This window comes from Streptomyces sp. SID12501 (genome assembly GCF_010550245.1).
Lineage (GTDB): Bacteria > Actinomycetota > Actinomycetes > Streptomycetales > Streptomycetaceae > Streptomyces.
This window is the reverse complement of record NZ_JAAGLU010000013.1, coordinates 184972-197138: the sequence shown is the minus strand read 5'-3', so window position 1 is coordinate 197138 and position 12167 is coordinate 184972. Positions and strand designations below refer to the sequence as shown.

General features: G+C 67.6%; 13 protein-coding genes and 2 pseudogenes. 6 read left to right on the top strand and 9 right to left on the bottom strand.

Features of this window, described 5'->3' with window-relative positions; genetic code table 11:
- Window positions 1-158: 158 nt before the first annotated feature.
- The 6 genes and pseudogenes from G3I71_RS17910 to G3I71_RS17885 form a co-directional block, all read right to left on the bottom strand.
- The gene (locus G3I71_RS17910; RefSeq protein WP_164315781.1) at window positions 159-599 is read right to left on the bottom strand and encodes a hypothetical protein; all 441 of its coding nucleotides are present in this window, start codon (window positions 597-599) and stop codon (window positions 159-161) included.
- A 93-nt stretch (window positions 600-692) separates the two neighbouring features.
- Window positions 693-1904 (bottom strand): pyridoxal phosphate-dependent aminotransferase, encoded by a 1212-nt coding sequence (locus G3I71_RS17905; protein WP_164315780.1) that lies wholly within the window; start codon window positions 1902-1904, stop codon window positions 693-695.
- A gap of 117 nt (window positions 1905-2021) precedes the next feature.
- A pseudogene (locus G3I71_RS17900) lies at window positions 2022-2399 on the bottom strand (VOC family protein).
- 33 nt (window positions 2400-2432) lie between these two features.
- Window positions 2433-2786 carry a VOC family protein gene (locus G3I71_RS17895; protein ID WP_164315779.1) on the bottom strand — a complete coding sequence of 118 codons (354 nt, stop codon included), beginning with the start codon at window positions 2784-2786 and terminating at the stop codon, window positions 2433-2435.
- A gap of 103 nt (window positions 2787-2889) precedes the next feature.
- A complete protein-coding gene (locus tag G3I71_RS17890) occupies window positions 2890-3102 on the bottom strand; it encodes a DUF397 domain-containing protein (RefSeq protein WP_164315778.1) in 213 nt (70 codons plus the stop codon).
- A complete protein-coding gene (locus tag G3I71_RS17885; protein ID WP_164315777.1) occupies window positions 3095-3286 on the bottom strand; it encodes a Scr1 family TA system antitoxin-like transcriptional regulator in 192 nt (63 codons plus the stop codon). Before G3I71_RS17885 ends, G3I71_RS17890 begins: the two co-directional genes overlap by 8 nt.
- A gap of 44 nt (window positions 3287-3330) precedes the next feature.
- Between G3I71_RS17885 and G3I71_RS17880 the strand changes: the two genes are divergently transcribed.
- The 3 genes and pseudogenes from G3I71_RS17880 to G3I71_RS51145 all read left to right on the top strand — a co-directional run.
- Complete coding sequence (locus G3I71_RS17880; RefSeq protein WP_203730621.1) at window positions 3331-3651, top strand: ATP-binding protein; 321 nt, start codon at window positions 3331-3333, stop codon at window positions 3649-3651.
- Window positions 3648-4343, top strand: coding sequence for a hypothetical protein (locus G3I71_RS17875; RefSeq protein ID WP_164315776.1), 696 nt, complete (start codon window positions 3648-3650; stop codon window positions 4341-4343). The genes G3I71_RS17880 and G3I71_RS17875 overlap by 4 nt, the downstream gene beginning before the upstream one ends.
- Window positions 4310-4619: pseudogene (locus G3I71_RS51145) on the top strand (protein kinase family protein); the annotation flags it as partial. The gene G3I71_RS17875 and the pseudogene G3I71_RS51145, both read left to right, overlap by 34 nt.
- Window positions 4620-4713: 94 nt before the next feature.
- Here G3I71_RS51145 and G3I71_RS17870 read toward each other — a convergent pair.
- The gene (locus tag G3I71_RS17870; RefSeq protein WP_164315775.1) at window positions 4714-5202 is read right to left on the bottom strand and encodes a hypothetical protein; all 489 of its coding nucleotides are present in this window, start codon (window positions 5200-5202) and stop codon (window positions 4714-4716) included.
- Window positions 5203-5775: 573 nt separating this feature from the next.
- Here G3I71_RS17870 and G3I71_RS17865 point away from each other — a divergent pair.
- The 3 genes from G3I71_RS17865 (at window position 5776) to G3I71_RS17855 (ending at window position 9017) form a co-directional block, all read left to right on the top strand.
- A complete protein-coding gene (locus G3I71_RS17865) occupies window positions 5776-6894 on the top strand; it encodes a hypothetical protein (protein ID WP_164315774.1) in 1119 nt (372 codons plus the stop codon).
- Between the two features lie 485 nt (window positions 6895-7379).
- Window positions 7380-7823, top strand: coding sequence for a hypothetical protein (locus G3I71_RS17860; protein WP_164315773.1), 444 nt, complete (start codon window positions 7380-7382; stop codon window positions 7821-7823).
- Between the two features lie 318 nt (window positions 7824-8141).
- Complete coding sequence (locus G3I71_RS17855) at window positions 8142-9017, top strand: serine protease (RefSeq protein WP_164315772.1); 876 nt, start codon at window positions 8142-8144, stop codon at window positions 9015-9017.
- Window positions 9018-9101: 84 nt separating this feature from the next.
- Here G3I71_RS17855 and G3I71_RS17850 read toward each other — a convergent pair whose 3' ends face one another.
- Window positions 9102-10727: a D-aminoacylase gene (locus tag G3I71_RS17850; protein ID WP_164315771.1), complete on the bottom strand. Its 1626-nt coding sequence runs from the start codon at window positions 10725-10727 to the stop codon at window positions 9102-9104.
- Window positions 10728-10787: 60 nt separating this feature from the next.
- Entirely contained in the window at window positions 10788-12092 is a 1305-nt protein-coding gene (locus G3I71_RS17845; protein ID WP_164315770.1) for an amino acid deaminase, read from the bottom strand.
- Window positions 12093-12167: the final 75 nt, after the last annotated feature.

The window sequence follows — 12167 nt, the reverse complement described above, 5'->3', positions numbered from 1 at the left end:
GAGCCGCTTACGGCGAATCGCACCCCACCCAACGGCACTTCACAACCCGGCGCCACAACAACCCCCTGCTCAAGCGAACGCAGTGAAGTGGCACCCGGTCCGCGCGTCGCTGCGGGAGCGCGCGGACCGGGGCCGTCGAGGGGAGCCCGGGGAAGGGCTCAGTGGGACGCGAGGGCGCGGGGCCCGGTGGCCTCGGTCGCGGCCTCGGCGTGGGCGTCCATGCGTTCGGCGGCGAGAATCGCGGCGGCAGTGTCGGCGCGGGAGGCCGCGACGACCAGAGCCCGTCCGGCGAGCGCGTGGGCGCGCTGGTGCAGGGCGGTGAGGTCGGGGGCGGCGGTCGCGGTGGTCGAGGCGCGGACCGGCGTACGGCCATGGCCCAGTCGGCTCACCTGGCCGGCGAGGCGCTCCGCGGCGGTGTCCAGGTCGGCGGACGGTGCGAGGGCGCGCAGCTCGTCGGTGGCGGTGAGGAGTGCGGCGAGATGGCCGGCCAGCTGGATGTCCAGCTCGTCCTCGCGCGACCTGTGGGGGAAGTCCGAGGCGGTGCCGGCCAGCGCGCTGCGGGTGCTGTGGACCGACGGGGTGCGGATCGGTTCGTACATGGGAGATGGCCTCCTGTGCGCTGACAGGAAGCCATCCTAGCTTAGATTCAGTCTAAAATTGAGCCCGATCACGGATAAGTGGCTCCAGGACGTTTACGGCTGGCTGTAGCCGTCCAGGAAGGTGCCGATGCGGGTCACCGCGTCGCGCAGGTCACCGACCGTGGGCAGTGTCACGACGCGGAAGTGGTCCTGCTCGGGCCAGTTGAAGCCCGTACCGTGCACGACCATGATCTTCTCGCGGCGGAGCAGGTCCAGGACCATCCGCCGGTCGTCCTTGATCTTGAAGACGTTCGGGTCGAGGCGCGGGAAGAGATAGAGCGCGCCCTTCGGCTTCACACAGCTGACGCCCGGAATCCGGGTGAGCAGGTCGTACGCGACATCCATCTGCTCCTTGAGCCGCCCGCCCGGCAGCACCAGGTCGTTGATGGTCTGCCGCCCGCTGAGCGCGGCGACGACACCGTGCTGCCCCGGCATGTTCGCGCACAGGCGCATGTTCGCCAGGATCGTCAGGCCCTCGATGTACGAGTCGGCGTGCGCGCGGGGCCCGGAGATCGCCATCCAGCCGACCCGGTAACCGGCGACGCGGTACGCCTTCGACATGCCGTTGAAGGTGAGCGTGAGGAGATCGGGGGCGATCTTCGCGGTCGAGGTGTGCGTGGTGCCGTCGTACAGGATCTTGTCGTAGATCTCGTCCGAGCAGACGAGGAGGTTGTGGCGGCGCGCGATGTCCGTCAGCCCCCGGAGCATGGTGTCGTCGTACACCGCGCCCGTCGGGTTGTTCGGGTTGATGATGACGATCGCCTTGGTGCGGTCGGTGACCTTGCGCTCGATGTCCGCGAGGTCCGGCATCCAGTCGGCCTGCTCGTCGCAGCGGTAGTGGACCGCCGTACCGCCGGAGAGGGAGACCGCCGCCGTCCACAGGGGGTAGTCGGGGGCGGGGACCAGCACCTCGTCGCCGTCGTCGAGCAGGGCCTGCATCGCCATCACGATCAGCTCGGAGACGCCGTTGCCGACGAAGACGTGCTCGACGTCCGTCTCGATACCGAGGGTCTGGTTGTGCATGACGACCGCCCGGCGCGCCGCCAGCAGCCCCTTCGCGTCGCCGTACCCGTGGGCCGACGACACGTTGCGGAGGATGTCCTCCAGGATCTCGGGCGGAGCCTCGAAGCCGAAGGCGGCCGGGTTCCCGGTGTTCAGCTTGAGGATGCGATGCCCTGCCGCCTCGAGCCGCATCGCCTCTTCGAGAACCGGACCCCGGATCTCGTAACAGACGTTGGCTAGCTTGGTCGACTGGATCAGCTGCATGGCGGTGAGTTTACGGCTGGGTAACGCGTGCCGCGTCGTGTTTTCCACCACTTGGGGCAGGGAAGAGCGGGGTGCCGGGTGGGTTGCCGGACAGGTCGCACGCCCGCGCCGCCCTGATCAAAAGGGATTGTCTCCGACCACGCAGAAGGGATGGCCGATCGGATCGGTGAGGACCCACCACCTGCCCTCATTCGGTTGGTGACCAGGTTTGCCCGCGCCCAATTCCAGCAGGCGCGCCTCGGCCCTGTCCAGGTCGTCGACCGCGAAGTCCAGGTGCATTTGCTGGGGAGCTGTCTGGTCGGGTCAGCGCGGAGCCTGGTGGTCGTCGGCGCGTTGGAAGCCGATGGAAAGCCCGTCCTCGCAGGTGAGGCCAGCGAAGTCGGCGTCGGATTTCAGGTCGGGTTCGAGGCCGGTGGCCTGCTGATAGAACGCCGACAGAGCCAGTGGGTCGGGGCAGTCGAGTGTTGTCGCACGCAACTTCATCCGCAGGGGCATAGCGCCTCCGGGCGATGGGCGGACTGGGGCGGGTCAGTAGTAGTGGACCAGGCAGAACTCGTGATCTTCGGGATCGGCCGTCACGACGACCACGCCCTCGTCGTAGTCGTGCCGTTCGCCGGTGAACCGGCCGCCGAGGGCGATGACCTGGGCGATGCCCGCTTCGATGTCGTCGACTGCGACGTCGAGGTGCAGACGGACCTTGCCGTGCTTCGCCTCGGTCACGGGCTGGAAGACGAGACGGGGCTGCGGGTCGTCGGGATGGCCGAGGTAGACCCAGCCGGGCTGGGTCGGCCCCGGCGGGCGCTCCAACAGTGCGCTCCAAAAGGCGGCCGTCCGTTGCACGTCGACGCAGTCGATCGTCACTCCGACCCAGCGGTTCGCCATATCGTCGGTACTCCTGTGCTGTCGTGTGGGATGTCGGCGGTTCGAAGCACTGCCACCAGCACCGGCCCAGGCAGTGGACGGCGGGCGTCTCGCGCTATCGTGCTCAGCCGCCGAGCTCTTCATCATTGACGCCTGTGCTGAAGGCATTCCACTCCGCGGGGGCGAAGAAGAGGACGGGACCGTGAGGGGTCTTGCTGTCGCGTATCGCGCGGCCTCCATCGGCGGTTTGGGCTACTTCTACGCAGTCGTTGTTGCCGCTCATCCCCGAGGCTGACGACTTCCTGAAGGCTGTGACGATGTCCCGGTTCTTACTCATTTAGCTCTTCTTCCTGGGCGATGCTGTCAATCGTCTGCTGGCGGAACGCGAGACTGTCGTCAGGGCTCAGCGCCGCGGACCGCAGCATGTCGAAAGCGTGCTCGTAGTACGTCAGTTCTGCCTCGCCCTCGATGAGCAGTGTGCTCTTCGTTCGCTGCGTGACCTTCTGTTCTTGAGTGAACACGGGAGGTGACTGGTTCTGCGGGTCCGCAACCCGCAGGAGGACGCATGTCCGGGCGTACGCACAACAGAAGGTTCCGTTTACGCAAGGACTCGGTGCCGGTCGCCCGCGACCACGTCCGGGGGATATTGACCCTCTGGCTTCTCGGTGAACTGGCCGACGACGCCGAGTCGATCGTGTGCGAGTTGGCGGCCAACGCGGTCGTGCACGCCAAGGGGATCGGCGAGTTCTTCGAGGTGGGTATGCGCCGCCGTGACGGCGTACTGATCGTCGAGGGGCTGTCCGACAAGTGGGGCGTACGGCCGAGGGAGACCGGCAAGACGGTCTGGGCTCACCTGGTCATCAACCGTGGGGGAGCAGCGTGTTGAGCGCGCGGTTCGCGCTGTCCTGCCAACCGGTCGCTCAGTCCACCACCTTCGATGCCGGCTGCGTGGCGTACACCGTCACAGGCCCTTCGCTGCACACGCTCGGCGGCTACCGCCCCAACTCCGCCTGGCTCGCCATGGTTTGGCTGGTACAGCGGGCCGACCGCATCGCGGATCAGCTCGACCTACCGGCCGCCGCTCCGGTGCGGGCGTGGATGTCCGACGGATGGGAACATGCGCGAGCCTTGCTGCGCTCCGTCGGCAGGAGACGTACGCGTACACGATCTGCGACGGCGACGTGCGGTACGTGCCTGTCGTGGCCCCCGTTGTCTTCGTACGCCGCGATGTCGACCAGGGGAGAAATGCGTCGCAGCCTGATGTGCCGCCCCGCATCTGTCGTTCGGCAGGGTTGGTGGTGCGAGTTCACCGTGTGTTCGACGGAGGTTGGCGGCGACGGCGAGTCAAGAGTCCGAGTGAACGCGGTCGATACCCCGGAACGGGCCCTGGTGTGGATGCGGCTCGCCGTGCGCGTGCTGCTCGCCGCGTTCGACCCCGAGCGGGCATTTCGGTGCCTCGACCATGACCAGTGGGAAGCGGTCATGCGACTCCGGGCCGGCGAACCGTATGCGTTCGTCGCGTCCTCGGGGGCACGCGTGTCGAGCAGGTGTACTTCGCTGACTTCGGTCTGGCCTTGAGCCGTGACTTCGAACTCTCGGCGGCAGAGGGCGCCTTCCTTGCCGATCACCTCGTGTACGACCGGTGCTACGCACCAGGCCACCTGCTTCGCCATCACCTCCCGGACGGCGTGCGTGGCGGCGTCGAGCACGGGACCTTCCTGCGCGAATGGGTCGCAGGCCGCCGACCCTCCGGCGTTCCGAAAGACATCGGACTTCCACCACCGCCTGATCACACAAAGCAAGCGCACTCCGTTCCCCGCAGCCGAGGTCCAGGAAGCCCTGACCGGAGCATGAGCGATGAGAGAGCGAAAACCTGCTTCCTTCAGGACACTTGAGAGTGACCTGTGAGCGGCCATCCTGACGGACGGCCGCTCACAGTCCTTCCGCGTCAGGTGGTACGGCCGTCGATTTCAAGCTGCACCGCGTCGCACGTGACCCTGATCTCCGTCAGCGCGGCGCCCTGCTTCCTGGACAGCTCCAGGAGGTCGTCCAGGGTGACCCGCTTGCCGGCCAGTTTCTTGCCGAAGCAGTCGGGCAGCATGGCCTTCTGGTAGATGTCGATGCGGGCGACGATCTCACCGAACAGCAGGTCGGGGGAGCGGCGTTCCGCCTGTTTGATCCGGCTGCGCAGCTCGTTCAGCATGGCCAGGTCAGCCTTCTGGGCCGACAGCGCCTCCAACTTGCCGAGTACGACGACGACTTCGTCCAGCAGGTCATAGTCGGGCTTGAGCCGTTTCGCCTCTGCGGCCTTCCTGCGCTTGCGCAGCTGATCGACGGAGAAGTAGGTGGTGACCAGGAGTGTGACCAGGCCGATCGCAGCAGTCCACGTCCAGGTGCTGTCGAAGTTCTCCTGGGGTGCGGTACTGCCCAACATCACACGGATGCATGGTCGATATGCAATTTTCACCAGCGGGGAAGCCGCGCAGTGCATCATGAGTTGTCCTTGAAGAGAAGCAAGGCGCTTCAGGAGGGCTTCCTGGCACGGCATCCCTACTGAGGCTGTCGGTCGTTTCTCGCCGCGCCGCACAGTCGGCGCAGGGCCTGGCCCCGGACCTGATCGGGTCCGGGGCCATCGGCGTTCGAGTGCGGCCTTCCCCAGGCGTCCGTGTCGGGGGTTCCAGAGGTGAGGACCCCCGGTAGGGGACGAGGAGACCGCGCCTTCGCGGTTGCAGAGGTTCTCTTCAAGTCAAGACCTCAGCGCTTGTTCAAACCAAACGCGATATTCACCTTCGGGGCAACGGCGAACTTGGGATTAAGCGGGCGCTTGGAACGCGATCGATCATCGATCATCTGGATCATCCGGAATTCATCGTTCAAGCTCCCGGAGAACGGCGCGAAGGTATTCCAGAGTTGAACTATCGCCTCGGGCACTTCAAGATCAATTGGATTATTCGGATGCTCTGCCGAAAGAATGACGCCCTGTCAGCAGGTTGTGTAACGAGGGGGCCCAGTGGGGCGCAAGATGAACGTCTTGGAGGATGATGGGCGCCCCCTGGCGGCCTTCAGCATCGGCCTCCGCAAGCTCCGTGAGCAGGCAGGCAACCCCACTCTCACCCACCTCGCCGGCAAGTCCGGATACAGCCAGCCTCGTTTATCGGAGTTGTTCAACGCCAAGAAGGTGCCGGCCGAGGACCTCCTCCGAGACGTCGTCACCACCCTTGGGGGCGACGCAGATCAATGGAGTGAGCGACTGCGGCGACTGCGATCGGCAGAACAGGACTTCCACAGGGCGACAGTGCGGGACGGCGATTCTCCGCAAGCCCAAATTTCTCGCCTGGAGCTGGAGAACAAAAGACTGCGCGAGCTCACCGAGCAACCCGGCGTGGTCATCGCGCAGGCGTACGCCGCGCAAGAGAGCGCGAGCCGCCGGATGCAGGCGGCAGCCCGCCTGGAACGCCGCGCATCGAACCTGCTGAAGACGGCCCAGGAGGAGTATGAGCTCCTGCACGAACGGGCTCCCGAAGCGGAGAAGCGAGCCGCCGCGATCATCGCGGACGGGGCGGCCACTGCCGCCCGGCTTGAACTGCAAGGCCAGAGCCGTCATGAGGACATAGTCACCGAGGCAAACAGACGCGCCGACGCGATCATCACAAGAGCGCAAGACAGAGCTCGTGAAATGCTGCAGAACGCTGAAAAACGCGCCAAAGACCACCGGGCAACGACCTACGCGTCATTGAACAAGACACTCAAAGACATTGACCAACTCCGAGTCGAGGCCGAACAGGCCGTCCAGCAGGCGTCGGCCCAGCGCACCAGTCTGGAGATGCGCGCCAAGATCGAAATCGAGCGACTCGTACGCGAAGCCCAACAGCACCTGGAGAAGGCCGGCGCCGGCGAACAGGTGCACGCACTTGATCTTCTCCTCCTGGACTTCAACATCACAGGAAGCCATGCCGCCACACGAGGTCGGCACGCCCGCCAAACCGTGCCCAGACGCGCGGCGTTGCCGGACAACAGCAAGCCCTCACTCGATCTGATCGCGCAACCGCCAGGGTCTGGCTGGACAGGATGGACCTTTCCGCAACAGCGACAGCCGCCGATCCATGGCGTACGCCCCGAGACGCCGTGACCACCCGCAGTGGCCGGGCTCGCGGGTCAATCAGGGCTTTGCCCCATGGGCCAGTGTCACGGTCCTCCAGGAAACACGAAGCCTCCGTGGCACCGGGGCTGTGGTTGTCGTACGACGTGAAGGGTGCCGGACGTGGTGCCGGGCTGGTCGTCGTTGGCCGGGAGAGCGATACGTGGGCTGACTGTGGTGTCAGGACTAGCCGCTGACCGAGACACGAAGGAAGGTGGACGCGGCCTTCGCCGCGTTAACCCGGAAGTCGCCGTACTGGGTGGCATCCCGGACCCCGCGCCAGTTCGCCGGGCGGGGTGGGGGCTTGCCGACGCAGGTCGCCGGTGGGCTCCGCGGCATAGGGGATGCCGAGGAGCTGCCGCCCTTTGGCGGTGCTCTGCCCGTACCAGGCCCTGGTCGGTGCGGACGAGGAGGGAGACTCTGCTGCCCAATTCTGAGGCGGCTCCGATGCGCGGACCGCGAACTGCGACAACGCGGTGGCTGTCGAGGCTTTTCCTGCCGGTCGCTGCCGCCCGGCCGAATCGCGCAGCAGAGTCGAGGGAGCGTTCAGAACTGGCCGCCGATCCGGCCCCGGCAGGCGCGCTCGCCAGGGCGGGGGCTCAGGTGAGCACCTGGCCGTTCCGTATTCGCCGTCGCTCGATTTCGGCGACCCGGAGTTCTTGGTCCGCTATGCCTTCGTGATCTTCCTCGACCGCGACGAACGGTTCCGCCTCATGCAGACCGAACTCGACGCACGCCTTGCCCAGCTGGACAGGTTCCGGGCCCGGGAAATTCGCGATGAGCCCTGGCTGCCCGGCGTCGACCAGCCCCGTATGGCCCAGATCCTGGATCATGTTCACGGCTACAAGGACCTCGCTCTGGACGCGCACGTGCGCCGGCTGGAACAGACACTGGCCGAGCGCACCGAGAAAACCGGGTGACCTCGGCCGCCCGCCGGACCGGGACGCCCAAGGGGAATCCTGCGTCGCAACAACGGACCGTCACCACCAGCGCGCTGCCTCTTGGGTACCGGGCGGACCTGAGATTCCCTCGGCTACTCGGCGGGAGCGTCGCGTTGCAGAAGGTGGCGCCCCTGCACCGGTTCCCGTCAGCGTCGACGCCGCGTGCGCACAATCCCGCCAACTCCCGGCCGGAAACGATTCCTTGCCCCAATCACCCCTCCCGCATCACAATGCTCATGACAAAAAGTGAGCGGCCGGAAAACCTCCGGTCGCTCCTTCGTACGAGGGGACCCCCACATGAACAAGCCTCTCCTTGCCGCGCTCGCAGCCCTGGTGATCACCGGGGCGGGAGCGGCACCCGCGGTCGCCACGCAGGCCGACACGGCCGCGCCCGTCGCGAAGAGCGCCGCGGTCAAGGCGGCCGCAGCGCCGACCATCCAGGCCGTCAACTTCGCCGGCACCGTCTCGCTCTCCAACTGTTCCGGGTCGCTCGTCCGCTTCCCGAACTCCGAGGCCGACGACCCGGCGCTGGTCATGTCCAACGGGCACTGCCTGGAGACGGGCTTCCCGGAGGCCGGCGAGGTCATCGTCGACCAGGCGTCCACCCGTACCTTCGGGCTGCTCAACGCCGCGGCCACCCGCGTCGCCACCCTGCGCGCAAGCAAGATCGCGTACGCGACGATGACCGACACGGACGTGTCGATCTACCAGCTCACGACCACCTACGCGGCGATCAAGACCTCGTACAACATCAGCCCTCTCACGCTCAACACCACACACCCGGTCGTCGGCACCGCGATCACGGTCGTCTCCGGCTACTGGAAGCGGACGTACGCCTGCAACGTCGACGGCTTCGCTTACCGCCTCAAGGAAGGCGAGTGGACCTGGAAGGACTCGGTCCGCTACACCTCCGCCTGCCAGACCATCGGCGGCACCTCGGGCTCGCCGGTCGTCGACAACGCCACCGGCAACGTCGTCGCCGTCAACAACACCGGCAACGAGGACGGCGGGCGCTGCACCGACAACAACCCCTGCGAGGTCGACGCCAACGGCACCGTGACCGTCCGCCAGGGCATCAACTACGCGCAGGAGACCTACCAGATCCCCGCGTGCTTCGGCCTCGACAACAAGCTCGACCTGAGCGCGAGTGGTTGCACCCTGCCCAAGCCGTAAGCCGTAAGCCGTAAGCCGTAAGCCGTAAGCCGTAAGCCGTAAACGGGTGGCAGGTGGCAGGTAGTGCGTGGCTGGGGTGGGCGGTCAGATGTCGGTACGGCGGACCGCCCGCCCCGCCAGTACGTCCGTTCTGCGGCCGTCCTCCATCACGAACCGGCCGTCGATCAGCACGTACGGGATGCCCGTCGGGAGCGTGCGCGGCGCCTCGAAGGTGGAGCCCGCCGCGACCGTCGCCGCGTCGAAGAGGACGAGGTCGGCCCGGTAGCCCTCGCGGACCAGGCCCCGGTCCGGAAGCCGCAGCCGCGCTGCCGGGCGTGAGGTCAGGTGGGCCACGCACTCCTCCAGGGAGAGAACCTCCAACTCCCGTACGTACCTGCCCAGATACTGCGGGAACGTGCCGTACACGCGCGGGTGCGGTTTCGTGCCCTGGAGGATGCCGTCCGAGCCGCCCGTGTGGACGCGGTGGCGCATGATCGCCCGGACGTTCTCCTCGTGGCCGACGTGCTGGAGGATCGTCGTGCCCAGGCGGTCGCTCAGGAGAAGGCTGCGGGCCGTTGACCAGGGAGTCTCGCCGCTCGCCTGCGCCGACTCCTGGACCGTGCGGCCCACGAACTTGTTCAGTGCCGGGTCCGTCACGCCCGAGATCTCGATCGTGTCCCACTCGATGGGCACGCCGTGGCAGCCGTCCGCGCCGACGACCTCCAGGTGGTGGCGGATGCGGTCGGCGGTGTCGGTGTCCGTCAGGCGTCGCAGGATCTCTTCCGGGCCGCCCTCGCTCGCCCAACTGGGCAGCATCGCGACGAGCGTTGTGGAGCCGGGCGTGTAGGGATACGTGTCCAGGGTCAGGTCCGCTCCCGCCGCCAGCGCCTCGTCGAGCAGTGACAGCAGTTCCGGTGCCCGGCCCTCGTTCACACCGAAGTTCATGGTGGCGTGGGCGAGATGGAGCGGGCAGCCCGCCTCGCGCGCCAGGCTCACCATCTCCGCGTACGCCTCCAACGCGCCCGCCCCGTAGGAGCGGTGGTGGGGGCAGTAGTAGCCGCCGTACGACGCCACCACCCGGCAGAGTTCCGTGAGTTCGGCATCCTTGGCGTACATGCCGGGCGTGTACGTGAGCCCCGACGACATGCCCACCGCGCCCTGTTCCATCCCCTCCGCGACCAACTGCCGCATCCGGTCCAGCTCCTGGGGTGTCGCGTCCCGGTCGTCCCAGCCGACGGCGAGCATCCGTACCGTGCCCTGCGGGATCAGACAGGCCGCGTTGACGGCGATGCCCTCGCCGTCGAAACCGTGGTCGAGACGGTCCAGGTACTCGCCCACGGAACGCCAGTCGAACTCGACGTCGTCGCCGTGGCCGTTCCAGCCGGTGATCGCGCGGCGGACCTCGGCGAGGGTGCGGTCGTCGACCGGGGCGTACGACAGCCCGTCCTGGCCCAGGACTTCGAGGGTCACCCCCTGCGCGGCCTTCGCACTGTGGTCGGGGTCGCGGAGCAGGGCCAGGTCGCTGTGAGCGTGCATGTCGATGAAACCGGGGGAGAGGGTCAGGCCCTCCGCGTCCAACTCCCTGCGCGCCTTTGGGCGTTGGCAGCCCGCTGCCGCCGCCTCCTGGACGATCGACACGATCCGCCCGCCGTCGACCACCACATCGGCGCGGTACGACGGCCCGCCGGAGCCGTCCACGACGTCCGCGTCCCGAATGACGAGCTCATCCACGCCGGGTCTCCTCAGCAGTTGGAGATTGGAGATCTGAGATTGGAGATCTGAGATTGGAGATCAGAAGAACGTGCGGATGTACTCGACGACCGTGCCGTCCGCCTCCGCGACCGGGATCAGCTGCCACTTGTCGAAGGACGTGCACGGGTGGGACAGGCCCAGGCCCAGCCAGTCGCCGACCTCCAGATCCGCTTCCGGGGTCGTGCTCAGCCAGGCGTGCTGGTCGGAGAGCCCGGTGACCGAGATGCCGGTGCCGGGCCGCTCGACAGCCCCCTCTGTGGCGCCCTCCCTGCGGACCACCTGGGCCACCGGCAGGTCCAGGTCGTACGCCGCGTCCCGCTTGCCCGCGTTGACGAAGGCCTGCTCGGGGGAGGGGCGGGAGACGACCTGCGTCCACAGGCGGAAGGCGGGCTCCAGGGCGCCCTCCTCGGGGACCCGGTTGAACGGGGTGACCTCGCGATAGCGGCCGTCGTCGTGCGAGACGTACGCCCCCGAGCGCAGCAACTTCAGCACAGGAAGCGACAGTTCGGGGATCTCCACGAACACGTCGGCGACCGCGTCGAACCAGGCGCTGCCGCCCGCGCTCACCACGATCTCCTCAAGGGACGCATCGGCGAACCGCCCCGCCTTGTCGAAGTCCGCCGCCAGCGCCACCAGCCTCCGCAGCCATGCCCGCACCCGCTCCGGGTCGGCCTGCGGCACCTCGCCCTCGTACCCCGCGACCCCGACCAGCCGCAGAGACGGTACGGCGGCCACGGCGTCCGCGACCGCCGCGCACTGGGCCTCCGTGCGCACGCCGGTTCGGGCGCCCTCGCCGGCGCCGAGTTCGACGACCACGTCCAGTGGGCGGGCACCTGCCCCCGCCTCCGTGAGAGCCGCGTCCATCAGTTCCACCCCGCGCACGGAGTCGACGTAACAGACGAACCGGAAGTCCGGGTCGGCGGCCAGTTCCGCGGCGATCCAGCGCAGGGCCGCCGGGTCGACCAACTCGTTGGCCAGGAAGACCCGTTGGATGCCGAAGGCGCGGGCGACGCGCACCTGGTGGGGGACCGCGAGGGTGATGCCCCAGGCGCCGTGGTCGATCTGGCGTTGGAAGAGCTGGGGGGCCATGGAGGTCTTGCCGTGCGGGGCGAAGGATAGGCCGTGGCGGGCCGCGTACGTCTCCATCAGTTCCAGGTTGTGGGTGAGGCGCTCGGCGGAGAGGGCCAGCACGGGGGTGGTGAAGCCGCCGGTGAAGAGGCTGCGGCGCTGGGCGGCCAGCTCGCCGACGGTCAGGCCGTCGGAGTCCGGCGGGAGGCCCTTGAAGCGGGCGTCGACGCGTTCGGCGGCCAGCCGGGCGAGCGCCCCGGTGCTATCGGTGCCCATGGGGATCTCTCTCATTCGGTCTCGTTCAGCTCGTTGCACTGCTTGCAACGAGCATTGCGTATATCGCTTACCGCT